22 protein-coding genes, 1 other RNA gene and 1 pseudogene are annotated in these 23,562 nt (G+C 58.0%); 9 read left to right on the forward strand and 15 right to left on the reverse strand.

The window, feature by feature from the left end:
* Window position 1 precedes the first annotated feature (1 nt).
* Both SWE17_RS03780 and SWE17_RS03785 read right to left on the reverse strand, forming a co-directional pair.
* A complete protein-coding gene (locus tag SWE17_RS03780; RefSeq protein WP_322991794.1) occupies window positions 2-946 on the reverse strand; it encodes an inositol monophosphatase family protein in 945 nt (314 codons plus the stop codon).
* 212 nt (window positions 947-1,158) lie between these two features.
* A complete protein-coding gene (locus SWE17_RS03785) occupies window positions 1,159-1,899 on the reverse strand; it encodes a MipA/OmpV family protein (RefSeq protein ID WP_322991795.1) in 741 nt (246 codons plus the stop codon).
* Between the two features lie 108 nt (window positions 1,900-2,007).
* On the opposite strand from SWE17_RS03785, the gene SWE17_RS03790 reads away from it, so the two are divergent.
* On the forward strand, window positions 2,008-2,739 hold the full coding sequence (locus SWE17_RS03790) for an RNA methyltransferase (protein ID WP_322991796.1): 732 nt from the start codon (window positions 2,008-2,010) through the stop codon (window positions 2,737-2,739).
* Between the two features lie 11 nt (window positions 2,740-2,750).
* Entirely contained in the window at window positions 2,751-3,518 is a 768-nt protein-coding gene (gene cysE, locus SWE17_RS03795; RefSeq protein WP_322991797.1) for a serine O-acetyltransferase, read from the forward strand.
* A gap of 84 nt (window positions 3,519-3,602) precedes the next feature.
* Here cysE and dnaG read toward each other — a convergent pair whose 3' ends face one another.
* Window positions 3,603-5,663: a DNA primase gene (gene dnaG / locus SWE17_RS03800; protein WP_322991798.1), complete on the reverse strand. Its 2,061-nt coding sequence runs from the start codon at window positions 5,661-5,663 to the stop codon at window positions 3,603-3,605.
* A gap of 122 nt (window positions 5,664-5,785) precedes the next feature.
* Between dnaG and SWE17_RS03805 the strand changes: the two genes are divergently transcribed.
* Window positions 5,786-7,444 (forward strand): acyl-CoA synthetase, encoded by a 1,659-nt coding sequence (locus SWE17_RS03805; protein WP_322991799.1) that lies wholly within the window; start codon window positions 5,786-5,788, stop codon window positions 7,442-7,444.
* A gap of 24 nt (window positions 7,445-7,468) precedes the next feature.
* Here SWE17_RS03805 and SWE17_RS03810 read toward each other — a convergent pair whose 3' ends face one another.
* From SWE17_RS03810 to SWE17_RS03830, 5 genes are all read right to left on the reverse strand, one after another.
* Window positions 7,469-8,017 carry an NUDIX hydrolase gene (locus SWE17_RS03810; RefSeq protein WP_322991800.1) on the reverse strand — a complete coding sequence of 183 codons (549 nt, stop codon included), beginning with the start codon at window positions 8,015-8,017 and terminating at the stop codon, window positions 7,469-7,471.
* Window positions 8,018-8,019: 2 nt separating this feature from the next.
* The gene (locus tag SWE17_RS03815) at window positions 8,020-9,342 is read right to left on the reverse strand and encodes a TRAP transporter large permease (protein WP_322991801.1); all 1,323 of its coding nucleotides are present in this window, start codon (window positions 9,340-9,342) and stop codon (window positions 8,020-8,022) included.
* On the reverse strand, window positions 9,339-9,860 hold the full coding sequence (locus SWE17_RS03820; RefSeq protein ID WP_322991802.1) for a TRAP transporter small permease: 522 nt from the start codon (window positions 9,858-9,860) through the stop codon (window positions 9,339-9,341). Before SWE17_RS03820 ends, SWE17_RS03815 begins: the two co-directional genes overlap by 4 nt.
* 90 nt (window positions 9,861-9,950) lie before the next feature.
* Window positions 9,951-10,982 carry a TRAP transporter substrate-binding protein gene (locus tag SWE17_RS03825; protein WP_322991803.1) on the reverse strand — a complete coding sequence of 344 codons (1,032 nt, stop codon included), beginning with the start codon at window positions 10,980-10,982 and terminating at the stop codon, window positions 9,951-9,953.
* A gap of 252 nt (window positions 10,983-11,234) precedes the next feature.
* Window positions 11,235-11,930, reverse strand: a complete 696-nt coding sequence (locus SWE17_RS03830) for a fumarylacetoacetate hydrolase family protein (RefSeq protein ID WP_322991804.1) — start codon at window positions 11,928-11,930, stop codon at window positions 11,235-11,237.
* Between the two features lie 143 nt (window positions 11,931-12,073).
* On the opposite strand from SWE17_RS03830, the gene SWE17_RS03835 reads away from it, so the two are divergent.
* Window positions 12,074-12,511: a MarR family winged helix-turn-helix transcriptional regulator gene (locus SWE17_RS03835; protein ID WP_322991805.1), complete on the forward strand. Its 438-nt coding sequence runs from the start codon at window positions 12,074-12,076 to the stop codon at window positions 12,509-12,511.
* 18 nt (window positions 12,512-12,529) lie between these two features.
* On the opposite strand, the pseudogene SWE17_RS03840 reads toward SWE17_RS03835, so the two are convergent.
* From SWE17_RS03840 to trxA, 6 genes and pseudogenes are all read right to left on the reverse strand, one after another.
* Window positions 12,530-12,831: pseudogene (locus SWE17_RS03840) on the reverse strand (antibiotic biosynthesis monooxygenase family protein).
* Between the two features lie 37 nt (window positions 12,832-12,868).
* On the reverse strand, window positions 12,869-14,230 hold the full coding sequence (locus tag SWE17_RS03845) for an MATE family efflux transporter (protein WP_322991806.1): 1,362 nt from the start codon (window positions 14,228-14,230) through the stop codon (window positions 12,869-12,871).
* A 3-nt stretch (window positions 14,231-14,233) separates the two neighbouring features.
* Entirely contained in the window at window positions 14,234-15,967 is a 1,734-nt protein-coding gene (locus SWE17_RS03850) for a hypothetical protein (protein ID WP_322991807.1), read from the reverse strand.
* Between the two features lie 144 nt (window positions 15,968-16,111).
* Entirely contained in the window at window positions 16,112-16,375 is a 264-nt protein-coding gene (locus tag SWE17_RS03855) for a type B 50S ribosomal protein L31 (protein WP_322991808.1), read from the reverse strand.
* An 85-nt stretch (window positions 16,376-16,460) separates the two neighbouring features.
* Complete coding sequence (rho, locus tag SWE17_RS03860) at window positions 16,461-17,723, reverse strand: transcription termination factor Rho (RefSeq protein WP_100117604.1); 1,263 nt, start codon at window positions 17,721-17,723, stop codon at window positions 16,461-16,463.
* A 249-nt stretch (window positions 17,724-17,972) separates the two neighbouring features.
* On the reverse strand, window positions 17,973-18,305 hold the full coding sequence (trxA, locus tag SWE17_RS03865; RefSeq protein WP_322991809.1) for a thioredoxin TrxA: 333 nt from the start codon (window positions 18,303-18,305) through the stop codon (window positions 17,973-17,975).
* A 103-nt stretch (window positions 18,306-18,408) separates the two neighbouring features.
* On the opposite strand from trxA, the gene SWE17_RS03870 reads away from it, so the two are divergent.
* Entirely contained in the window at window positions 18,409-19,746 is a 1,338-nt protein-coding gene (locus SWE17_RS03870; protein WP_322991810.1) for a TIGR03862 family flavoprotein, read from the forward strand.
* 83 nt (window positions 19,747-19,829) lie between these two features.
* Window positions 19,830-20,123, forward strand: a complete 294-nt coding sequence (locus tag SWE17_RS03875; RefSeq protein WP_322991811.1) for a hypothetical protein — start codon at window positions 19,830-19,832, stop codon at window positions 20,121-20,123.
* A 91-nt stretch (window positions 20,124-20,214) separates the two neighbouring features.
* On the opposite strand, the gene ffs is transcribed toward SWE17_RS03875, so the two are convergent.
* Window positions 20,215-20,311: signal recognition particle sRNA small type (gene ffs, locus SWE17_RS03880), an RNA gene on the reverse strand.
* Between the two features lie 174 nt (window positions 20,312-20,485).
* Between ffs and dnaX the strand changes: the two genes are divergently transcribed.
* Genes dnaX through recR form a run of 3 tightly spaced genes read left to right on the forward strand, consistent with a single transcriptional unit; the run spans window position 20,486 to window position 23,384 of the window.
* Window positions 20,486-22,420: a DNA polymerase III subunit gamma/tau gene (dnaX, locus tag SWE17_RS03885; RefSeq protein ID WP_322991812.1), complete on the forward strand. Its 1,935-nt coding sequence runs from the start codon at window positions 20,486-20,488 to the stop codon at window positions 22,418-22,420.
* A 39-nt stretch (window positions 22,421-22,459) separates the two neighbouring features.
* Entirely contained in the window at window positions 22,460-22,783 is a 324-nt protein-coding gene (locus tag SWE17_RS03890) for a YbaB/EbfC family nucleoid-associated protein (protein WP_100117600.1), read from the forward strand.
* A 10-nt stretch (window positions 22,784-22,793) separates the two neighbouring features.
* Window positions 22,794-23,384 (forward strand): recombination mediator RecR, encoded by a 591-nt coding sequence (gene recR, locus SWE17_RS03895; protein WP_322991813.1) that lies wholly within the window; start codon window positions 22,794-22,796, stop codon window positions 23,382-23,384.
* The last annotated feature ends 178 nt before the right edge of the window (window positions 23,385-23,562 follow it).

Here is a 23,562-nt window from a genome sequence, read left to right on the forward strand (position 1 = left end):
TTTAAAACGGGGCGTCTTTGGTTTCGGAGCCTTCGGCGGGGTCAGCGCCGATCTCGCCTTCAGCGGCTTCGCTGTCCGTCGCCAGGTCGCGGCTCAGGTTGTCCACGGCTGTGCGTACAGAGGCTTTGTCGCCTGCGCTGGCAAATTTGCTGTATTTGCCCAAGATCGTGACCAATTGGCCGTAAATGCGTGGCGCGCCTGCCAAGCATTCTTTTTGTTCCAGAAAGTCGGATTCGCCTGTGAAGTTGCCGATCAGGCCGCCCGCTTCGGTGACCAAGAGGGAGCCTGCAGCCACGTCCCAAGGGGACAAGCCGGTTTCAAAAAAGCCGTCGGTGAAGCCGGCAGCCACATAGGCCAAGTCCAGCGCTGCAGCACCAGGGCGGCGCAGGCCAGCCGTGCGTTGCATCACGTCGCCCATCATGCGCAGGTACTGGTTGAAGTTGTCGCCCTTGCGGAAGGGGAACCCTGTGGAAATGATGCACTCCTGCAAGCGGATGCGCTTGCTTACGCGCAGGCGGCGGTCGTTCATGAACGCGCCACGGCCTTTGGTGGCGGTGAACAAATCGTTGCGGGTGGGGTCGTAAATGACGGCTTGCTCGATCTTGCCGCGCACTTGCAAGGCAATGCTCACGCAATAAACAGGGAAGCCGTGGATGAAGTTGGTCGTGCCGTCCAGGGGGTCGATGATCCAGATGTGGTCAGCGTTCGGATTGCCATGCGTGCTGCCTGATTCCTCGGCCAAGATGCCGTGGTCAGGGTAGGCGGTCAGCAGGGTGTCGATGATGACTTTTTCGCTGGCGTGGTCGACTTCGGTGACGAAGTCATTGACCTGCTTTTGCGAGATGCGAACCGCTTCAACGTCGAGCGCAGCACGGTTGATGATGGCGCCAGCGGCGCGCGCAGCCTTGATGGCCACGTTGAGCATGGGGTGGAGATTGGACGACATGAATTGTGTGAAGAACGGGTGTAACGCACGCACGATCGCGGCGACAAGGGGCTTATTTTCTCATGAAATGAGGGGCTCGCCCCTCGCAGTTGGACTTGCAGTCTCCAGCACAGGCCGTCGTTGTGGGTTTTGAGCGCAGCATCCGCATGCCTGGTGCCAGGTTGAATCTCTGCTGACAGGTTGCGCCATGCCACCCAAAACGCAACGGTAGATCACTTCAGGGTGTAAGTCAGCGCTGCAAAGCCTGAAACCTGGCTGGACCTGCTGACCAAGGGACTGTTGGCCATGGCGCTGTCAAGATGCCGGTAACGCGTCTGCAATTGCAGCGACCAAGGACCGTTCAAGGGCACTGCCGCTTGCAAGGTGGCCATGGGCGTCAAAGAAGCGCTTGGCCGATAGACGGCCAAGCCCGTCGCCATGGATTGGGCCGCATTGATGCCATACAGATGTTGGACATAGTCTGCGGATCGGTACTGCAAGCCCAGCTGTGGGTAAAGCTTGACCGGCCCGATGTCCAGTTGACCGGCCCAGTTGAACTCGCCAAATTGACCGCCCGACTGAGGATCATGCATGGCGTATGCAAACAAGCCTCCCAGAGCCGTGCGCTGAAAAGTGCCGAAGCCAATGGGCAAAGGTGCGCTGCGGTCTCCCGCGCCCGGGTGGGCGGTTTTGCTAGATTTGAAGCCTTCATGGCTCACGCGTGCCACGAGTTCGAGGTGCCCCTCTCCCAATGGCATGGCTTTGAAACCCAGTGTGTCCACGCGGGCAAAAAACCGGCCCAGGTCGCCATACACATAGGGAAGCACCGTGGTTTTGCTTTCTGCACCGTGGATCAGCGCGTTCGATGTGGCCACCAAACCGCCGAGTTCACCTACAAAACGGTCAGGTCCCGCCGATTGCGCTGATGCCAGCAGAGGGGTGGCACACAAGAGCCAGAGAAATGATGTTTTCATAAAAAAACTCCAAAAACCAAGTGACTTGGCACCATGGCCCGACACGACAGTCGGCCAAGATGCGTGGCGAATCGCAAATAAGTATGCCCCAGCATGGACAATCGGGGGATGAAAACGCGTTTTATCTTGATAGAAACCAGCCACGCTGGCAATGTGGGCGCAGCTGCCCGTGCCATGAAGGTGATGGGTTTTGACGAACTGGTGCTGGTCAAGCCGCGCTGGCAGAACGTGCTGCGCAAGGAAGAAACCATCCAGCGCGCCAGTGGGGCCAACGATGTGTTGGACAAGGCACGGGTGGTTGAGACCTTGGACGAAGCCTTGGACGGTGTGACCCATTTGTGTGCCACGGCCATGACGCCGCGTGACTTTGGGCCGCCGACCCGCTCGCCCCGCGAGCACTTTGCCCAGTTGACCCAGCCCGGTGCACCCGAGCAGAGCGTGGCGTTTTTGTTCGGCTCCGAGCGTTTTGGCATGAAAAACGAAGACGTTTACCGCTGCCATGTCGCCTTGTCGATCCCGACGAATCCCCAATTCGGTTCGCTCAATTTGGGCTCGGCCATTCAGGTCATTGCTTACGACTGGCGTGCGGCCTTGGGCGGCTTTCCGGTGCAGGATGTGATTGCGCCATCTGACAAGGCCGATGCACAACAAGTGGCAGGCATGCTCACGCATTGGGAGCAGGCACTCGCCGACATTGGCTTTTTGGACCCGGCTGCACCCAAAAAACTCATGCCGCGCCTGAACCAGTTGTTCAACCGGGCTGACTTGAGCCCAGAAGAAATCCACATCCTGCGCGGGGTGGCCAAGGCCATGATCCAAAACGCCAGCGTCAAGCGATAGACTCAAAGCCTATGTTTTCACGTCTTCGCTCCGACATCCAATGCATCCTCGACCGGGATCCAGCAGCACGCACTTCGTGGGAGGTGCTGACCTGTTACCCGGGCCTGCACGCCTTGGTGCTGCACCGCCGTGCGCACTGGTGTTGGAACCACGGGTTCAAATGGCTGGGGCGCTTCATCTCGCATGTGTCGCGCGGGCTCACGGGCATTGAAATCCATCCTGGCGCCAAGATTGGCGAGCGGGTGTTTTTTGACCACGCCATGGGCGTGGTGGTCGGCGAGACGGCTGAGATTGGCGACGGTTGCACGATTTACCAGGGCGTGACCTTGGGCGGCACCTCGCTTTACAAAGGTGCCAAACGCCACCCCACCTTGGGCAAAGATGTGGTGGTCAGTGCCGGGGCCAAGGTGCTGGGCGGCTTTGAGGTGGGCGATGGCGCCAAGATCGGCAGCAATGCGGTGGTCATCAAACCTGTGCCTGCGGGCGCCACGGCGGTGGGCATTCCTGCGCGCATCATCCCTTCCAAAGAGGGTGAGAGCGCCGATGTGTCGGGCACGGAGCGCAAGTTCAGTGCCTATGGCATCACTCAAGACGACGACCCGGTCAGCCAAGCTTTGCGTGGCCTGATCGACAACGCGGCTGGGCAAGAACACCAGATCGCCATGATCTGGCAAGCGCTGGAGCAGCTGTGCGCCCAGCAGCACATGCCCATGCCGGGCGATGCGGCCAAGAGCGAAAGCTTTGAGGCAGAAAAGCTCAACCGCTTGCTGGACAAGTAGCCACGTTTCTAGCTGTGGGAGCGACGCCCTCGTCGCGATACGTCCTTAAATCAACCCGTTGAGGGTTCAAGAATCTCAAGAATCTCAAGAATCGCTGGGGACTACCGAGGAGGCCATGAGCGCTTTGCGACGTTCATGCAGACTGCGCCAGCGTTGCTGGGCTTCGGGGTCTTGACCCGTACTGGCTTGGACGAGTGCTTCGGTTTCGAGCTGCTTGAGACGGTCGATCATCAGCAGATGGAGTAGACGTCTCAGTTCTTGCCGGGCTTCTTGGGGGTCGGGTGGGGTGGCGTTTTCGTTGCCAGGCGTGACGCCTAAATTCTCTTGCGCCATCCAGCGCGTGGCGTCTGCTGCAAAAGCTTGACCTTGCATTTCTGCTTGAAGGGTCGACCAGCCCAAAGCCCCTTGCTCGTGGAAAACCGATTCCAACCAAGCGAACAATGCACCGTGTGGCGCCGGCAAGGCGCAAAGCATGGCGTGGTCTTCGGAGGCTAAGTTTTCCCAAAGTGCCATATTGCTCAACAAGAGGCGAGCTGCGTGGTCGGCTCGGCTTGCGGGCACCGTGCGGGGGCCGGTGTAGACGGGGGCTGGGTCGCGTTTGTATTTGCTGTTGCCAAATTTGCTGCCCGGCGTCCAGTTGGGATTTTTGTTTTTCCAGTTGCTGTTGCCGTTGGACGGCGCGAACGTGTTGGCGCCCGACCAGGCTGGTGGCTCGCCGTAGTGCGGTTCAAACTGGGGGTATTCGTCATGCCCCGCGCTGGCCGCTTGGCTGAAGGCAGCGTTGGGTGCCTGGGGTGCGGGTGTGGCCGCATTGCGTGCCGCGGGTGCAAAGCGCTGGTCGCTCGCTGCTTGTTGGGCCCAGAGTTTTTCGAGGCCAGCGGTCTCCAGTTGGATGAGTTGCGCCAGCTCAGACAGCAGTTGCTGTTTGAGAGCGCCCTCGGGCAGCAGCTGCCACAGCGGGCGCGCTTGGCTGGACAGGCGGGCGCGGCCCTCGGCGGTTTGCAGGTCGCAGTCAACGCTGGCCGCTTCGATCAAAAAGCGCGACAGCGGCATGGCTTGCTTGATCTGATCGGCAAAAGCTTCTTGGCCAAACTCGCGCACATAGCTGTCGGGGTCGTGCTCGGCGGGCAAAAACAAAAACTTGATGCTGCGCACATCGGTGGCGTATGGCAGGGCACCGTCGAGTGCTTTACGGGCTGCGCGGCGGCCTGCGCCGTCACCGTCAAAACTGAAGACCACCGCGTCGGTGAACCTGAACAACTTTTGCACATGGTCGGGCGTGCAAGCAGTGCCCAGGGTTGCGACCGAATTGGCAAAGCCCAGTTGGGCGAGCGCCACCACGTCCATGTAGCCTTCGGTGACCAGCACATAGCCTGCGCTGTGCAGGGCTTCGCGCGCTTCGTACAAGCCATACAGCTCGCGGCCTTTGTGAAAGACTGGCGTTTCGGGTGAGTTCAAATATTTTGGAGTGCCGCTGCCGATCACCCGCCCGCCAAAGCCGATGCACTCGCCCTTGATGTTGCGGATCGGGAACATGATGCGGTCCCGAAAGCGGTCGTAGCGCTTGTCGTCCTCTTCGTTGACGATCACCAAGCCCGACTCGGCCAAGAGCGGGTCGTCGTATTTGGGGAAGATGCTCGCCAGCGAGCGCCAGCCTTCGGGTGCGTAACCCAGGCCAAAGCGTTTGGCGATTTGCCCGGACAGGCCCCGGCCTTTGAGGTAGTCGATGGCGTGCGGGGTGATCTTGAGCTGGTCGCGGTAAGCCTCGCCTGCTTTTTCGAGCACGTCGCTCAGGCTGTCTTGTTTGGCCTTGGCGGCGGCAGCGCGGGCGCGGTCTTCGGGCGATTGCTGTTCTTCGGGCACCTGCATGCCGGTTTGTTGGGCCAGATCCTTCACCGCTTCGATGAAGGTCATGCCCGCGTGCTCCATCAAAAAGCCGATGGCGTTGCCGTTTTTGCCACAGCCAAAGCAGTGGAAAAACTGCTTGGTGGGGCTGACACTGAAGCTGGGGGATTTTTCGCCATGGAAGGGGCACAGGCCCATGAAGTTGGCGCCGCCTTTCTTGAGCTGCACGTACTTGCCCACGATGTCGACCACGTCGACGCGGGACAGCAACTCTTGGATGAAAGACTGGGGGATGGCCATCGGGGTATTTTCGCCGATAAGAACGGCCAGCTTGGGCTTGTTTCGGGGCAAACCAGCATGGATTTCAGCTCTGGGTCAGGCAAACTGTTCACCATTGGACAGCCAGCCTTCACGGAACACTTATGACAGAAACCAAAGTCAGCATCTTTGACCAAGACTTGCCCCAGACCCCCGCCAACCACGCGCCGATTTCGCCGCTCAGCTTCATCGAGCGCACGGCCGAGGTCTACCCGACCCGCCTGGCCATCGTGCACGGTGATTTGCGCCAGGACTGGGCCAGCACCTACCGCCGCACCCGCCAACTGGCCAGTGCGCTGGCGCAGGCGGGCATTGGCAAGAACGACACGGTGGCCGTGATGCTGCCCAACACGCCGCCCATGGTGGAGGCGCACTTTGGCATTCCCATGGTGGGCGCCGTGCTCAATGCGCTCAACACCCGGCTGGACCCAGAGACGGTGGCCTTCATGCTCGACCACGGCGAAGCCAAGGCGGTGATCGTAGACCCCGAGTTTGCGGGCGTGATGAAAAAGGCGCTGGCGCTGCGCCAGTCCACACGGCCTGTGCTGGTGATCGATGTGGAAGACGCGCTCTACACAGGCCCGACCGAAAAACTGGGCTCGGTCACTTACGAAGCCTTTGTGGCCAGCGGTGACGCCCACTTTGCCTGGAGCCTGCCCGCCAATGAGTGGGACGCGATTGCACTGAACTACACCAGCGGCACCACCGGCAACCCCAAGGGCGTGGTCTACCACCACCGGGGGGCGGCCACCAATGCCATTTCGAACATTCTGGAATGGGACATGCCCAAGCACGCGGTCTACATGTGGACGCTGCCCATGTTTCATTGCAACGGCTGGTGCTTTCCGTGGACAGTGGCCGCGCGTGCGGGCGTGAATGTGTGTTTGCGCAAGGTGGACGCGCAGGCCATGTTCGACGCCATGCGCAATCACGGCGTCACGCATTACTGTGGTGCACCCATCGTGCATGGTTTGCTGGTGAATGCTCAGGCCGCCATGAAGGCGGGTGTGCCCGCTGGCATCAAGGCCATGGTGGCAGGCGCAGCGCCCCCAGCTTCGATGATCGAGGGCATGGAGCAACTGGGCTTTGATTTGACCCATGTGTATGGCCTCACCGAGGTCTATGGCCCTGCCACGGTGTGCCCCAAGCACCCCGAGTGGGATTCGCTCGACATTGGCGATCGGGCCAGGCTGAATGCCCGTCAGGGCGTGCGTTACCACCTGCAGCGCGATGTGCGTGTGCTCAACCCCGAAACCATGCAGCCCGTGCCGCAAGACGGCGAGACCATGGGCGAGATCATGTTCAAGGGCAACATCACGATGAAGGGTTACCTCAAGAACCCCAAGGCCACACAAGAGGCTTTTGCGGGCGGTTGGTTCCACAGCGGTGACCTGGCGGTGCAGTACCCCGACGGTTATTTCAAGATCAAGGACCGCAGCAAAGACATCATCATCTCGGGCGGCGAGAACATTTCATCGATCGAGGTGGAAGACGTGCTGTACCGCCACCCCGCTGTGCTGGCCGCCGCCGTGGTGGCCAAGCCCGATGCGCGCTGGGGCGAGACGCCGTGTGCCTTTGTGGAGTTGAAGGCCGACGCCCAGGTCACCGCTGAGCAGATTGTGGCGCACTGTAAGCAGCACTTGGCGGGATTTAAAGTGCCGCGTGCGGTGGTGTTTGGCGAGTTGCCCAAAACCAGCACGGGCAAGATCCAGAAGTTTGAGTTGCGCAAGCAGGCCGGGTCGGCCGCGGCGATCGACGTGTGATGCGAACGGCCTGAGGGCGCAGTCTCAGGCGATGTCGAAAGCGTGCGTGCTGAAATGGCCAGCACGCCGGTCGGCAAAGTAGTGCTCCAGCGTTTCCTTGACGGTGCGAAACGCCAATTCGTCCCAAGGAATTTCATCTTCTTTGAACAAGCGCGCTTCCATGGTTTCGTGTCCGGGGTCGAACACATCGCTTGTCAGACGGGCGCGGTAATACAAGTGCACCTGGCCCACACGCGGCACGCTCATGACGGTGAGTAAGTCCTCCACGACAAACTGGGCCCCGGCTTCTTCTGTCGTTTCACGGGCAGCGCCTTCTGACGTGGACTCTCCCAATTCCATGAAGCCTGCCGGCAAGGTCCATTTGCCTTTGCGCGGTTCAATGTTGCGTTTGCACAGCAACACCTGGTCGCCCCAATGCGGCACGGTGCCCACCACGTTCAAGGGGTTTTCGTAGTGCACCGTGTGGCAGACGGTGCAGATGGCACGCTGCTTGGTGTCCCCGTCGTCAGGCAAACGGTAAGCCACCGAAGCGCCACATTGGCGGCAATGTCGAATGGCTTCTCGTGTGTACATGATTAAGCAAATATTTTCAAAGCCACGAGTGTAATGCTCGGGAAGAAAACAATGGCCGTGATGCGCAGCAAGTCGGAAATGAGGAAGGGAACAATGTACTTGAAGGTTTCTTTCATCGGCACATCTTTTGCCATGTTGCTGATGATGAAAACGTTCATACCCACTGGCGGTGTGATCAATCCGATCTCCACCACCATCAAGGCCACAATGCCAAACCAGATGGCTTTGGATTCGTTGTCCAGACCCCAAATGTCGATGCCCATGATGATGGGGAAAAACATGGGGACCGTGAGCAGGATCATGGACAGGCTGTCCATGATGCAACCCAGCACCAAGTAAATGGCGATGATGGTGAACACAACCATCAAGGGGTGCAGGTTCATTCCGACGACCCATTTGGCCAGTTCAGTGTTGACTTGGGTCAGCGCCAAAAACACGTTCAGCACATCGGCGCCCAGCAAAATCAAAAAGATCATGCCTGTGGCACCCGCTGCACCATACATGCATTCCAAAAAGCCTTTCCCCTTGAGTCCACCCGAAGTCCAGGCTACAAAACCAGTGGCAATGGTGCCAATGGAGGCAGCCTCAGTGGGGGTGAACAAGCCACCGTAGATACCACCTATGACCACTGCAAAGATCAACAGCACAGGCCAGGTTTCGGCCAGCGCCTGCATCCTTTGACCCCAGCTAAAGCGCTCGCCACGGGGTGCTTCTTCAGGCCGGACGCGGGCGATGATGCCGATCACCACCATGTAACCAATTGCCGCAATGATGCCGGGAATGAACGCTGCCAAAAACAACTTGGCGATGTTTTGCTCGGTGATGATGGCGTAAATGACCAAGGGCACCGAAGGTGGAATCAAGATGCCCAGCGTGCCACCTGCAGCGATAACCGCGGTGGACAGGCGAGGCGAGTATTTGTGCGCTTTGAGCTCAGGTAAAGCCACTTGGCCCATGGTGGCCGCTGTGGCCAGGGATGAGCCGCAAATCGCACCAAAACCCGCACACGAGGTGACTGCCGCCATGGCCATGCCACCGCGCCAATGGCCGATCATCGCGTTTCCAGCTTTGAATAGGGCTTTAGACAGACCGCCATGTGTGGCAAATTGACCCATCAGCAAAAACAAAGGCACGACTGAGAGGTCATAGACCGAAAATCGGGTGTAGGCCGCAGATTTGAAGTAGTTGAGCAAAGGGTCCATACCCGATAGCGCTACATAACCCACAGATCCCGCAAGTAACATGGCCACGCCAATGTGCACGCGCAGAGCAAGCAGGGCAATCAGTCCTATGAAAACAAGGCTGCCTAATTCAATGCCGGTCATGATTGAATCTTTCCAAGGTCGTCACCAGCGGCATAGAGTGCCGTGATGCACAGCAAAGCAAACGAAGGCACCATCGGTGCGTAACTCCACCAGGTAGGAATGTCCAACAACATGGACGCCTCCAAGGAATTTTTGAGATCCCAAAGCCCCTTCCAGAGACGCCAAGTGATCACTGCCGAAAATACGGCCAGGGTCAAGTTAGCCAACAGATCCAGAACCAAATTGAACTTAGGATTGGCGTGGGCCGTGAAGAAGTCGACGATCACATGACCGCGCACCCAGTGGGTGTAGGGCAGACTCATACTCACAGCGATGGCGCAAAGGGCTTGCACCAATTCGTAATCTCCCACGATAGGGCTGCTGAAGAAGGTGCGGCCGACGATGCTGGCAATCGACATGAAGGCCATGGCAGTGAGCACCAGGCCTGAGCAGATAGCAAAAAATTGGCAAACTGTTTCTATGGCCCTGCCTGCAGGGCCTCTGGCTTGAGAGGTGTCGGCGACGATGAGTTCTGCCACGGTCTTTCCTTGGTTTGCATCAGGCCTTGCGCCTGAAAGGGCGAAAAAAGGGCGGAGAAACTCCGCCCTTAGATTCTGCGCGTAGGCGCTTTACTTGGTGTATTGCTTGATCAAAGCGGTGGCACCATCCAGCATGGCTTTGCCATCCATGCCTTTGGCGGTCATTTCTTTGACCCAAGCATCGTCCAAAGAGTCGGTCGCTTTTTTCCAGTTTTCCAACTCAGCTTTTGGAATGACGGTAATTTTTTGGTTTTTCGCGTCAACAAAAACTTGCTTGCTTGGCACGTCTTGTCCGGCTTGGGTTTTGCCCATGAAAGCAGACAATTCGCGGCCAGAGTTCTTGTCAATGACGGCCTTCAGATCAGCAGGCAAAGAATCGTACTTGGCTTTGTTCATTGGCAAAACGAACACAGTGGTGTAAAGCGCGTTGTAGCTGCGATCGGTTTCGGCTGTGAAGTTGGTCAATTCTTGGACTTTGAGGCCAGGCGCGACTTCGTAAGGAATCACAGCTCCATCAATCACGCCTTTGGACAAGGCTTCTGTAACCTGTGGAACTGGCATCGCCACGGGCGTAGCACCCATCATCGCAACCATCTTGTTGACCTGTCGTGTGGGCGCCCGCACTTTCAAGCCCTTAAGGTCGGCCATGGTGGCCACTGCTTTGTTCTTGGTATAAATGTTGCCTGGACCGTGGACGTGCACGGCCAACAGCTTCACGTCTTTGAAATCTTCCTGAGCAAACTTTTGCACGTAATCCCAGGCTGCGCGGCTGGTGGCCTCGGCATTGGTCATCATGAAGGGCAATTCAAAGACTTCAAGCTTTTGCAGCTTGGCTGTGTATGCCTGAAGGGTCCATGCGACATCGACCACACCGTCACGGGTTTGATCAAATAATTGAACAGGAGTTCCACCCAATTGCATGGCTGGGTAGATATCGCACTTCAGGCGGTCTTTGGAGTCACGCGCAATGTTTTTGCACCAATCGCCCAACATGGTGGTGTGTTGGATGGACTGTGGGCCCAAGAAGTGGTGCACCTTCAGCGTGATGGTCTGGGCGTGGACGCCAAAACCAACGGCCATCAAGCCTGCGGCCAGGGCCGTTTGTTGCAGGAATTTCTTCATCGACTTGTCTCCAACTTGGGTTAAAAAAATGATGATAAACCAACCGCTCGGTCGGTTAATCGGGAAAATGCGGCACAGGGGATCGCTTGAAAGCCGTTGAGGCGCTTTCTTGGGGTAAAAAATGAATTATGTTGCAACTTTTAGGACTCGTATTGAGGGTTAACCCTGAAATTCTTGATGGGGGAGCACTTTTATTCATGGGGAAAACGCGGTTGGCGCGGACTTACAAACAGCGCGTTCCCATGCCTTATTTCAGGCGATTTTGATTTCCAAGCTGCCCAAGACCGCTACCCGACCCACCAAGGTGTCACCCGCTACCACGGCCGCCACGCCTTCGGGGGTGCCGGTGTAAATCAAGTCACCGGGTTGCAGTTCCCAGGCTGCAGAGAGGTGTTCGATGGTTTCCGCCACGTTCCAAATGAGTTTGGCCACACTGCTGCGCTGGCGGTCTGCACCGTTGACCTGCAGGCTGATGTCGGCGTTGTTCACGTCACCGGCTTGCGCGATGGGCGTGATCGGGCCAATAGGCGCCGAATGGTCAAAGGCTTTGCCGATGCACCATGGGCGACCTTGTTTTTTCATCTCGTTTTGCAAATCTCGGCGGGTCATGTCCAGGCCCACGGCATAGCCATAGATGTGTTTGGCCGCATCGGCTGCAGAAATGTTTTTACCGCCCACACCGATGGCCACCACCAGCTCTATTTCATGGTGCAGGTTGTGTGTGAGGCTGGGGTAGGGCATGATGCCCGTCTGTCCGGCATCGACCACCACCAAACTGTCAGCGGGCTTGAGGAAGAAGAAAGGGGGCTCGCGTCCGGTGAACCCCATTTCTTTGGCGTGTTCTTCATAGTTGCGGCCAACACAGTAAATGCGGTGAACGGGGAAGCGATTCGCTTGTCCGACAACGGGAACTGAGACAGTGGGCGCTGGTGGAAATAAAAAACTCATGAATCACTTTCAAAAAATGTGCATGTTCATCCTGCCAAAGCCAGGTGGGCAGCGCGGGATAACTTTTTAAGTGCGCTTACTATAGGAGGCCAGGCCAGCACTTCGACTGGTGATAACCCTGCATTGGACGGAGAAACCGGGAAATGAAACACAGCTTTGATGTGGCAGCCGCACCCGGGCATTTGATCCGACGCGCTCACCAAATATCGGTGGCGGTGTTCAACACCCACTTGGCCGCAGCCGACGTCACGCCTGTTCAGTTCGCCATTTTGAATGCGTTGATGGACAGCCCCGGTGTGGACCAAACCACGTTGGCCACTCGGGTGGCATTTGATCCGGCGACATCGGGGTCGGTGATCGGTCGTTTGGAGAGCAAAGGTTGGGTGGCGCGGCGTTCTGACGACGTGGACCGCAGGCGAAAGCTGTTGGTGTTGACCCCAGAGGGGCAACAAGCTTTGACAGGAATGCTCTCTGCGGTGGCAGCGGTTCAAGCGGAAATTTTGTCCCCGCTTTCAGCCCCAGAGCAATTGCAGTTCATGCACCTGTTGAGCTTGCTGGTGTCGCGGCACGAAGCGGCCTGAACCCAGCGCACCCGATGATCAAGCCGATTTGAGGGTCAGCTCAAAGTGCTCCACATGCGGTGGTGCTGCGAAAAATGGACCAACGATGGCGCGCCACTCTGTGAACAGAGGCGATTGGCGAAAACCCACGGTGTGGTCCTCCAGCGTGTCCCAAAAAATTTGCAAGATGTAGCGCTCAGGGCTTTCAATGCCGCGGTTGACTTTGCCACCTTGAAAACCCTTGGCTTTGCAAGCCACGGTGTTCAAGCCCAGTTAATGGCTTTTTCAAATTCGGCTTGTTGGCCAGGGTGAATGCGGATGTCGGCGAGTTCGAGAATCATGGCGGGCTTCTTTTTCAAAGTAATCGAAGACCTTACCTTAATGCATCTTGGGCGATGGGCTTGTCAAGCGCGAGGCATGCCAGACCATGGCGGTGAACAACAGCGACACCAAAGCCAAGGCGGCGGTGCTGGTGATCCAAAAGGTCTCCACGCTGGACCGAAGGGGCCATCCTGCCCATTCGATGCCTTGGTAAGCCAACACATAGCCACCATACAAGCCCACACCCCAGAGCAAGGCGGTGTAAATGAGCAAGGGCATCAGGGTGATCCTGTAGCAGCGAAGCAGGTAGGCGCAGACTGCTTGCACCGCATCTGCTAAGTGGTAGAGCGCTACCCAGCCCAGCCATAACGTGGCAGCTTGGACCACTTGGGGGTCATTGCTGAAGGCTTGGGCCAGTGCTTCTCGACCTAAAAACAAGAGGCCAGCCCCCAATAGAGCGGCTCCTATCCCCAAGCCGATGCCCAAAGCAGCGGCGCGTCGTGCTTTGTGTCTTTGCCCAGCGCCCAGCCAAAAACCTGTGCGTGCGCTGCTGGCGATGCCCAATGCCAGTGGCACCATGTAAAGCACAGAGGCCAAACTGGCCGCGATTTGGTGGCTGGCCAAGGCCACCGCGCCCAGACGTGCAATGAACAAGGCCATCAAGGTGAAGGAGGTCACTTCCACCATGATGGACAAACCTGCGGGCACACCCAGCGCCAAGAAACGCCGAAGCACAGCCCCATCAGGTTTTTCAGGACGTTGCCATAAGCGGTAGGGCAGGTAGATGTCTTGTGTTCTCAAAAGCCACAGGCCTGCCAGCATCATGAGAAGGTTAACGGCCAATGTGGCCCAAGCGCAGCCCACCACGCCCATGCCCGCAAAGCCTGCGCCCCCAAAGGTCAAAGCGTAAGACAGTGGCACTTTGACCAGCAAGGCCCCCGCTTGCAGCCAAGTCACCAAGCGCGGATGGCCCAGGCTTTGGTTGAGCGTGCCATACAAGCGAAACAGCAAGGAAGGTACCAAGGCCACCGCCAAAATGCGCAAATAGGCGCGGACATCGGGCCAAAGTTCTTCGGGCACTTCGGTGGCCGCGAGCCACAGGTCAGGAAACCAGAGTCCGCAGATGCCCAGCACCGCTGCGCCGCCTGCAATGTAAAGCGCTTGGCGTACCGACTGACCCACTTGGGCTTGCCGTCCACCGCCTTGGAGTTCGGCCCAAACGGGCAACAAGGCCTGAATCAGTCCGTTCAGTGCCACATAAATGCTGATGTAAATGGAAGAGGCCAATGCCAAAACAGCCAGAGCCTGTGGGCTGTAACGTCCGGCAATCAGGGTGTCGGCGATGCCAAACGACATGACGGCGAGTTGGCCGACGAGTACGGTGCCAGCATGACGGGCGATGACGCGCAGCTCAGACATGCTTCAGCGCGAGGATTCGACAGAGGGCGTGATCAGCGGCTGAGCCGGACGGAAAATGACCAAGGTTTCGCTTTTGTCTGTGGGTCGTTTGATGGCTGTTTGCTCTGTCCAGCCCAATGACTGCACTTTGGCTGACAGCAGGGGCAGATTGGCCCGGTCCACAATCAACCAAGAGCAGTCATCTTGAGGTGCTTGCAAAGGCAGTAAGCGAGCCTGCGCGTGGTAGATGAGGGCGGCACCTTGGGCTTTGCTGATGCCTGCAAATTGAAAGCAAGTACTGCCGTTGGTGGCTTGGCTGACTTTGGCCATCAAAGGAGCGTAGCTGCGACCGTAGTCGACCAAGGGTAGCCACAAGGTCGTGAGCAGCAACCAGCAAAGGACAGCGCCTCCTGCAGGCAAAACCATGCTTTTCCAAATCGCTGCGCGGTGGTAACCGGTGCGCCATCTGACCAGCCCAGCCCAGCCCAGTGTGGCCCCCAGTGCCAAAGCGAATGCCGCCATGGAAAACTCAGGCACAAATTCAGGCGCCAAGCGGACCACGTTGCCCGCGGGTTTGGCAGGGGTGCCGGTTTGCATGGCCAACCAAACCACCCAAATCGCCAAGGCGCAAAGGCTGAAAAACGCCAAGGTGAACCAATCGATCAAGGCCCCCAAGCTGCGCTTGAGTGTCGGCAGGGCCAATGCTGCCAAGGTGGCAATCGCGGGCAGGGCAGTTAACAATGCCCGATCAGACAGTCCTGTGAACCAGGTGGCAACCACGGTCACGGTCACGAACCAAATGGGCAAACCCAAGTGGGGGTAGCGCCAAGCGCGCGAGAGCTGACCACGCCAACGCCACAAAGACCAGACGGCCAAGGGCCAAGCAGGCCAGGTGAACCAAGCGATCAATTTGGCCAGCCTGTGCAGGTCCAACAGCGTGTGAGGCACCACGCGCCAACGCCACAAATCCAGCGCACCCGCCGTGGTGACGCACAGCAGCAGCACCAAGGCCAGGATGCCCAAATCCAGCATGCTCATGCGGCGCTGCGAAGGGTCGGGTTGGCCCACAGCGCACACGCCAGCGCCACCCAAGCCCAAGAGCAGAGCCAAAGTGGGGGCACCCGACAAGGTCAGGCCCAGCATGCCGACCGTGACGGCTGTTGCACTGCGAACGCGGTGTCGTGACCAGGTCGCCAAGCCAAAAAACAGCAAAGCTCCAAAGCACAACTGACTCAGGGCGGGCGTGGTTTCGTGTGAAAGTTGCGCCAAACCCAAGCAGGCGAGAAGCGCCAGCAATCCACCGTCGGCCATGGCTCTGGCGTAGTCGGTCGGTTTGGCTTCTCCACCAAATGCAAAACTCACGGGTTGAGCGGCCGGATGCCGGGTGAGCGCGTGCACGGCATACCAAGTCGATGCCAAAGTGGCGATCAGCATGCCCATGAACGGCAGCCGTGCAAACAGATCTTCCCAACCCGCGGGAGCCATTCGTATGAACAAGGCGCCCAACCAGTAGGGCAACAAAGCGAGGTTGCCATCGGGGCTCCCGAGCAGCGTGGGCTTGAGCCAACTGAGCGAGTCTCCCATGCCTGGGTGGGCCATTTGCAGCATGTAGCCAAAGGCTTCGACGTCTTGGGCTTTCCAAGGCGAGCGCCCCAGAAAACCTGGCAAAACATAGGCGATGCAAAGCAGCAGCAAATACAGACGCGGTAGCCTGCGGACTGCACTTTGGGCAACGATGGCTGGGGTGGGTTGGTTCACAGGGGCAAAAGATATCAGGAGAAAACGGTATCCAGGTGTCGCTTCAGCTGCTGTGCGTTCGCTCAAACGGTCACCAGATGAATGCCAAACAAAAAGGGCAGGCCGGTTGCCCGGGCTGCCCTTTGGGGTTCACCGATTCGCGAATTACTTGGCGATGACGGTGGTCTTGCCGAAACGGTTGCGGAATTTCTCCACGCGGCCGCCCATGTTGTCCACCGACTTTTGCGTGCCCGTGTAGAAGGGGTGCGACTCGCTGGTCGTGTCCAACTTGTAAAGCGGCAACTCGCGGCCGTCTTCCATGGTGATCATTTCTTTGGTGTTAGCGCATGAACGGGTCACGAACTTGAAACCATTGGACATGTCTTGGAAGCAAATTTCACGGTAGTTGGGGTGAATGCCGTCTTTCATGGGGAAATCCTTTTATTTTCGCTACGGTAGCCACACTTCAGCCTATCTGAGTGCACTTTCCGCAAAACCTGTCGATTATAGGGTATCAGCCGCCGCGCCGCATCATGTCAAAGAACTCGGAGTTGTTCTTGGTGGCTTTCATGCTCTTCAAAACCATCTCCATCGCCTCGATTTCGTCCATGTTGTACATGAATTGACGCAAGATGCGGGTTTTCTGCAGCACTTCTGGCTGAAGCAGCAACTCTTCGCGACGCGTACCACTGCGGTTCAAGTTGATGGCCGGGAACACGCGTTTTTCGTACAAACGGCGCTCCAAGTGGATTTCGCAGTTGCCGGTGCCCTTGAACTCTTCAAAGATCACCTCGTCCATGCGGCTGCCGGTGTCGACCAGGGCCGTGGCGATGATGGTCAAACTGCCGCCTTCTTCTACATTGCGCGCTGCGCCAAAGAAGCGCTTGGGGCGTTGCAAAGCATTGGCGTCCACACCACCCGAGAGCACTTTGCCGGATGATGGCACCACGTTGTTGTAAGCGCGGGCCAAGCGGGTGATCGAGTCCAGCAAGATCACCACGTCTTTTTTCAGCTCGACCAGGCGTTTGGCGCGCTCGATCACCATTTCGGCCACGTGCACATGGCGCGAAGCGGGTTCGTCAAAGGTCGAAGAGATCACCTCACCGCGCACGCTGCGCTGCATTTCGGTCACTTCTTCAGGGCGCTCATCCACCAACAACACCATCAGGTGAACGTCGGGGTAGTTGGCGGTGATAGCGTGCGCGATCTGCTGCATCATCACGGTTTTGCCCGACTTGGGCTGGGCCACGATCAAGGCACGCTGGCCGCGGCCGAGCGGTGCAATGATGTCGATCACACGGGCGGTGATGTTTTCTTCGCCCTTGATGTCGCGTTCCAGACGCATCTGTTCTTTGGGGAACAGGGGCGTCAAGTTCTCGAACATGACCTTGTGTTTGTTGTTCTCGGGCAGATCGTCGTTGACCTTGTCCAGCTTGGTCAGCGCAAAGTAGCGCTCGCCATCTTTGGGGATGCGCACTTCACCTTCGATCATGTCGCCTGTGTGCAGGTTGAAGCGGCGTACCTGGCTGGGGCTGATGTAGATGTCGTCCGTGCTGGCCGTGTAGCTGGAGTCGGGGCTGCGCAAAAAGCCGAAACCGTCAGGCAAAATTTCCAGCACGCCGTCGGCAAACACCTGCTCGCCAGCTTTGGCGCGCTTTTTGATGATCGCAAACATCAATTCCTGTTTGCGCATGCGGCCCGTGTTCTCGATTTCGAGTGCGTCGGCTTGCTTCAGGAGTTCGGACACATGAAGTGCCTTGAGTTCGTTCAAATGCATGGGAATGGGCCTGTGGCGAATCGGTCAACTGTTGACCGTTTTTCGGGATAACCGGGTGGAAATGGGTTGGATCGGATGCCGCCCGGGGTTGGGGGCCGTAGCTTCCGTCAATTGAGGCGTATGACCCTGTTAGGGCTGCCTTAGTTGAAATTATGACAGGTTTTGTGTGGGTCTCGGAAAACAAAAAACCGGGTCGTTTTTACCCGGTTTTGTCTTGAGTGGTGCCGCCAGCAGGGGCGCCAACGTACATCAGGCCAATTGCTGGTCGATGAAAGCGGTCAGTTGCGACTTGCTCATGGCGCCCACTTTGGTGGCAGCCAATTGACCATCTTTGAAAATCATCAAAGTAGGAATGCCGCGAATGCCAAATTTGGCCGGGACGTCGCGGTTGTCGTCCACGTTCATCTTGGCAATTTGCAGCTTACCTTCATAAGCACTGGCCACTTCGTCCAAGATGGGGGCAATCATCTTGCAGGGACCGCACCATTCGGCCCAAAAATCGACCACCACTGGCTGACTGGATTGGAGCACGTCGGCATCAAAAGTGGCGTCGGTAATGTGTTTGATCAAATCGCTGGCCATGGCCTATTCCTTGTGAACATTGAAGATGCAGCTAAAGTTAGGTCTATTTTGACAGAATACTTTCCCCGTTCACTGTCGCCTAAGCGTTGTCCAGCGTAATTACATGACTTTTCCCGCAGATCTTTCCGTTCCTCATATCGCCACAGACTTGTCGGTTGACGTGGCCATTGTGGGCGGTGGCCCGGCCGGGTTAATGGCCGCAGAGGTTCTCTCGCAAGCGGGCGTTTCGGTCCATCTCTTTGATGCCATGCCATCGGTCGGGCGAAAATTTTTGCTGGCAGGAAAAGGTGGGTTGAACTTGACCCATTCGGAAGCCCCCGATCTGTTCATGACACGGTTCGGCCCACGCCAAGACCAAGTAGCGCCCTGGTTGCGCCATATGGATGCACAAGCTGTTCGTGACTGGGCCCGAGGATTGGGGGTGGAGACTTTTGTGGGTACTTCGGGTCGGGTATTTCCCTTAGAGATGAAAGCGGCGCCCTTGCTTCGGGCTTGGTTGCAGCGACTGCGGCACCCCACTTCAGGCGTTCCTGTCCAATTTCACATGCGCCACCGATGGCTGGGTTGGGAGAAAGACCAGCTGTTGTTTCAGCCCACAGGGCCAGTGGGTGTTAGGCGGGTGAGTGCTCGCGCCACCTTATTGGCATTGGGCGGCGCCAGTTGGCCGCGTTTAGGCTCCGATGGTTCTTGGGTGCCCTTGTTGGCTGATCAAGGTGTCAGCATCGCCCCTCTGAAGCCATCCAATTGTGGTTTTGATGTCATGGGGCGCGATGGCAAAGGTTGGACCGAACACTTCCGCAGCCGATTTGCCGGGCATCCGCTGAAATCAGTGGCACTGCGTGTGTGCCCTCTGGCGCTGGGAGCCGCGGATTCCTTGGGTGAGTCGGCAGGGACCGGCTTGCCCCCGCGGTTCGAGCGCCAAGGCGAGTTCGTCATCACGGACACTGGGGTGGAGGGCAGTTTGGTGTATGCGGCATCGGCCCTGTTGCGCGATGATCTGGCGCAAGGCCCTGCGCATTTCTTGTTGGACTTGTTGCCCGGTAAACCTTTCGAACAAGTCCTTCGGGAGGTGAGCTGGCCGCGCGGTAGCCGAAGTTTGTCGAGTCACCTCAAAAGCCGGTTGGGGATTGATGGCGTCAAAATGGGCTTGTTGCATGAGCTGTGCTCACAGCAGGTTTTGGCCCAGCCAGAGGCCTTGGCTAAGAGTTTGAAGGGGTTGGTGATCTCGCTCGAAAAACCCAGACCTGTTGCCGAAGCGATCAGTACGGCGGGCGGTGTTGAGTACTCGGGTGTTACACCTGAGGGAAGGCTCTTGAACCGTCCTGACGTTTACTGCGCTGGTGAAATGATGGATTGGGAGGCCCCGACAGGGGGGTATTTGCTGACCGCTTGTCTGGCCAGTGGCCGATCCGCTGGCTTAGATATTTTGACAAATTTGTAACAAATCAACACATGTTGTGTAGACCCGCAGCGCACTTGGCGCGTTGAGAGGAAGTGAATCACTTCATCAATAACGAGGTCGACATGTCTCCAGAAGCTTCCCAAGAATACCAACGTGCCGTTGAAGAGGCCGCCAATGCTTTCATGAAAGTCATGGCTTTGCGTGGTTTCAATGTGCGTGACTACCCCCAGAATTTTGTGGCACAAATGGCCCAGCAGACCAAATTGGCTTTTGAAGCCAACCGTCTGGGTGCCCATCAAAATGCCGATCAAGTCGTGTCTGACATGCTGCGCGCGGCGCCAGTTGCCCCCCAGTTGGTCAGTTCGGGCAAAGTCAAAGCCCTGCCTTTTCCAGCGCTGCGCCGACGCATGGCCTGAAACAGCTTGGGCGGAGTTGACGGTCTGGGGTGGGAGAGGGCATGCAGCCCATCCGAGTTCAAGCAAACGCTTGACCGACTGAAAAGAAAAAGGTGACGAGCCTTGACCCCGGCACTGGATTCACAGTTAGGGCTGCTTGGTTCCCCACCTGACCCGGTTGGCCGCTTCACCATGCGGGAAGGCCCGTCACCCATGATTGTAGGCGAGCTGGCCCAGCCTTTCAGATTCAAGTTTGTTTTTTGATGGGCCCGCAGACAGTTCTGATCTGTTTGGGCTTCAGGGTTGAGATCGGTGGTACTTGATCCACATGGTGAACAGCGCGTTGGCCTGATCAAGCCTCCTCAGCCCGATAGAATCAGGGCATGTCTTACCTTGTCCTCGCGCGCAAATACCGCCCCCGCAATTTCACCGAAATGGTGGGCCAGGAGCATGTGGTTCAGGCTTTGACCAATGCCCTGGTGCAGCAGCGCTTGCACCATGCTTATTTGTTCACAGGCACCCGGGGCGTTGGTAAGACGACGGTGTCGCGTATTTTGGCCAAATCGCTCAACTGCCAAGGCGCAGACGGGCAAGGTGGCATCACCGCCGAGCCGTGTGGCGTTTGCCAAGCTTGCCGAGACATCGATGCCGGCCGATTTGTGGATTACACCGAGCTGGATGCCGCCTCCAACCGGGGCGTGGACGAGGTGCAAAGTCTGCTGGAGCAGGCCGTCTACAAACCTGTGCAGGGTCGCTTCAAGGTCTTCATGATCGACGAGGTGCACATGCTCACCAACACCGCGTTCAACGCGATGTTGAAAACCCTGGAAGAGCCCCCTGAATATTTGAAGTTCGTGCTGGCCACGACCGATCCGCAAAAAGTGCCCGTGACGGTGCTGTCGCGTTGTTTGCAATTCAATTTGCGGCCCATGGCCCCCGAAACGGTGTTTGAGCACCTGACCCAGGTGATGGCGGCCGAGCAGCTGAGCGCCGAGCCGTTGGCCTTGCGCCTGCTGGCCCGGGCTGCACGCGGATCGATGCGTGATGCCTTGAGCTTGACTGACCAAGCGATTGCGTTTGGCAATGGCTTGGTACAAGAGGCGGGCGTTCGCCAGATGCTGGGCAGCGTGGACCGCAGCCATGTGCTGCAACTCATCCGGGCTTTGGCCGAAGGCGATGGGGCCACCGTGGTGAACCAGGTCAACGCTTTGCGGCTGCAAGGTGTGTCGGCCGCCGCCACACTGGAAGACATGGCCATGCTGCTGCAGCGCATGGCCGTGATGCAGATGGTGCCCGGCATGGCGCAAGACGGCGAAGACCCCGATACCCAGGGTTTGGCCGATCTTGCAGCCGTCATGCCTGCCGAGGAAACCCAGTTGCTTTACAGCTTGTGCTTGCACGGGCGCAACGAGTTGGGCCTGGCCCCAGACGAGTACGCCGCCTTGACCATGGTGCTTTTACGGTTGTTGGCCTTCAAACCTGCCGCGGCCACAGCGGAAAAAAAAAGTCCGCGAACCCGTCCTGAATCCCTGACGGCAGTGTCTGCGCCGGCTCAGGCGCCTGTTTCTGTGAAGGCCGCTAGGCCTCAGGCTGCTCCTCCACCGCAAAACCTTGTCGCGCGCGAACTTGAGCTGCCGCCCGTGGCTGCAGCGGTCCCGGTCATGCCCTCAGCCAGCCATTCAAGCCCATCAGACCTGACCGCGCCGGCGTTGATTCCGGCGCAAGCCTTGTTACAGCCCGAACCCAGCCAAGAGCCTGCGCCTTGGGAAGAGTGGCCTGACACGACCGATTACGCAGAAGTACAGGTCTCGGCCTCGCCCCATACAGACGCACCAGCGCCCGAACTGCGCGCCTTGCCCGTGCGCGAGGCGGCTGCGCCCTCTGCCCGTTTTGACACGCCCCGCGCCGAGGTTTTGGCGACGGTGCAGGCCACACCCGAAGGCGATGTTTGGATGGCGGTGGTGCAAGGCCTGTTGGACCAAGAGACCATCACCGCACTGGTGCGCGAGTTGGCCTTGCAGTCGCAACTGTTGGCCCGTGACGCTGACCAATGGCAGCTGCGCGTAGAGCGCGAGACGCTCAACCACGCGGCTAGCCGGGAGCGTTTGCAAGCCGCTTTGCTGGCAGCAGGCCATGGCGATGTGAAGTTGCACATCCAGATTGGCACGGTGACCGACAGTCCCGCCAAGCGTCTGGCCATCAAGGCTGCCGAAAAAATGCAAGCCGCGCAAGAGCTCATCCAGAACGACCCGCTGGTGCAGGCCATGGTGCGCGACTTCGGGGCCAAAATTGTGCCCGGTAGCATTCAGTTGATTTGATTTTCAAACCCCACAACCTACCCTCAATAAGGAAACCCCATGTTCAACAAAGGACAACTTGCCGGCCTCATGAAGCAGGCGCAGGCCATGCAGGACAACTTGAAAAAAGCCCAAGACGAACTGGCTTTTGTGGAAGTAGAGGGTCAGGCGGGCTCTGGCATGGTCAAGGTCTTGATGACCTGCAAACACAGCGTTCGCCGTGTGACCATCGATCCCAGTTTGCTGGCCGATGACAAAGACATGCTGGAAGACTTGGTGGCGGCAGCTTTCAACGACGCCGTGCGCATGGCCGAAGAGGTTTCTCAGCAAAAAATGGGCAAGCTCACTGCGGGTTTGCCACCGGGCATGAAACTCCCGTTCTGATCGACTGAACATGGCCGATACCCACGCCCTTGCGACTTTGGTGCATGCCCTCAAGGGCCTGCCTGGGGTGGGCATCAAGTCGGCCCAGCGCATGGCATTTCAGCTGTTGCAAAACGACCGTGCCACAGCGCGTCAACTGGCCGCTGCCTTGGACAATGCGGTCCAAAAGATCCGACACTGTGCGTGTTGCCACACCTTCACCGAGGCGGAGTTGTGCGACACCTGCTTGGATGCCACACGCGATCGCACCGTTTTGTGCGTGATCGAAACACCGGCAGACCAATCGGCCATAGAGCGCACGGGCACCTACAGGGGTTTGTACTTTGTGCTGATGGGCAAGCTCAGCCCTTTGGATGGCATTGGGCCGCACGACATTGGTCTGGCCAAGCTCAAACAACGGGTGGGGGATGGTGTGCTGACGGAAGTGATTTTGGCCACCAACTTCACCGCTGAGGGCGAGGCGACGGCCCATGTCATTTCAGAGATGATTCGCCAGCAGGGTTTGCGCGTTACCCGCTTGGCCCGGGGCGTGCCTGCGGGCAGCGAATTGGAATATGTGGATCTGGGCACCATCGCCCATGCGCTCGTCGATCGCCGCTGATCGACGACTGCGCCAGAATAAGCAGTCCATGGACAAGGGCACTTGCCTCTGATGATTTGCTGGCAATCCATTACGTGAAAACCCGATCGGGATCAATCCCGATGCGCAAAATCTGCATTCCCAATAAGCTGACACGCTCATATTAAAGAGTGTTTCATGGGGAGGAGCAGTGACTGTT

It is taken from the genome of Limnohabitans sp. (assembly GCF_034680285.1).
Classification (GTDB): domain Bacteria; phylum Pseudomonadota; class Gammaproteobacteria; order Burkholderiales; family Burkholderiaceae_C; genus Limnohabitans_A.

Excerpts from the sequence above, each read along its gene's own strand:
- SWE17_RS03845 (WP_322991806.1), bottom strand. The coding sequence starts at position 14,230 with ATGTCTGAGCTGCGCGTCATCGCCCGTCATGCTGGCACCGTACTCGTC.
- SWE17_RS03835 (WP_322991805.1), top strand. The coding sequence starts at position 12,074 with ATGAAACACAGCTTTGATGTGGCAGCCGCACCCGGGCATTTGATCCGA.
- SWE17_RS03875 (WP_322991811.1), top strand. The coding sequence starts at position 19,830 with ATGTCTCCAGAAGCTTCCCAAGAATACCAACGTGCCGTTGAAGAGGCC.
- dnaG (WP_322991798.1), bottom strand. The coding sequence starts at position 5,663 with ATGGCCATCCCCCAGTCTTTCATCCAAGAGTTGCTGTCCCGCGTCGAC.
- SWE17_RS03825 (WP_322991803.1), bottom strand. The coding sequence starts at position 10,982 with ATGAAGAAATTCCTGCAACAAACGGCCCTGGCCGCAGGCTTGATGGCC.
- SWE17_RS03815 (WP_322991801.1), bottom strand. The coding sequence starts at position 9,342 with ATGACCGGCATTGAATTAGGCAGCCTTGTTTTCATAGGACTGATTGCC.
- recR (WP_322991813.1), top strand. The coding sequence starts at position 22,794 with ATGGCCGATACCCACGCCCTTGCGACTTTGGTGCATGCCCTCAAGGGC.
- trxA (WP_322991809.1), bottom strand. The coding sequence starts at position 18,305 with ATGGCCAGCGATTTGATCAAACACATTACCGACGCCACTTTTGATGCC.
- SWE17_RS03890 (WP_100117600.1), top strand. The coding sequence starts at position 22,460 with ATGTTCAACAAAGGACAACTTGCCGGCCTCATGAAGCAGGCGCAGGCC.
- rho (WP_100117604.1), bottom strand. The coding sequence starts at position 17,723 with ATGCATTTGAACGAACTCAAGGCACTTCATGTGTCCGAACTCCTGAAG.
- SWE17_RS03785 (WP_322991795.1), bottom strand. The coding sequence starts at position 1,899 with ATGAAAACATCATTTCTCTGGCTCTTGTGTGCCACCCCTCTGCTGGCA.
- SWE17_RS03810 (WP_322991800.1), bottom strand. The coding sequence starts at position 8,017 with ATGTACACACGAGAAGCCATTCGACATTGCCGCCAATGTGGCGCTTCG.
- SWE17_RS03780 (WP_322991794.1), bottom strand. The coding sequence starts at position 946 with ATGTCGTCCAATCTCCACCCCATGCTCAACGTGGCCATCAAGGCTGCG.
- SWE17_RS03805 (WP_322991799.1), top strand. The coding sequence starts at position 5,786 with ATGACAGAAACCAAAGTCAGCATCTTTGACCAAGACTTGCCCCAGACC.
- SWE17_RS03830 (WP_322991804.1), bottom strand. The coding sequence starts at position 11,930 with ATGAGTTTTTTATTTCCACCAGCGCCCACTGTCTCAGTTCCCGTTGTC.
- dnaX (WP_322991812.1), top strand. The coding sequence starts at position 20,486 with ATGTCTTACCTTGTCCTCGCGCGCAAATACCGCCCCCGCAATTTCACC.
- SWE17_RS03790 (WP_322991796.1), top strand. The coding sequence starts at position 2,008 with ATGAAAACGCGTTTTATCTTGATAGAAACCAGCCACGCTGGCAATGTG.
- cysE (WP_322991797.1), top strand. The coding sequence starts at position 2,751 with ATGTTTTCACGTCTTCGCTCCGACATCCAATGCATCCTCGACCGGGAT.
- SWE17_RS03870 (WP_322991810.1), top strand. The coding sequence starts at position 18,409 with ATGACTTTTCCCGCAGATCTTTCCGTTCCTCATATCGCCACAGACTTG.
- SWE17_RS03855 (WP_322991808.1), bottom strand. The coding sequence starts at position 16,375 with ATGAAAGACGGCATTCACCCCAACTACCGTGAAATTTGCTTCCAAGAC.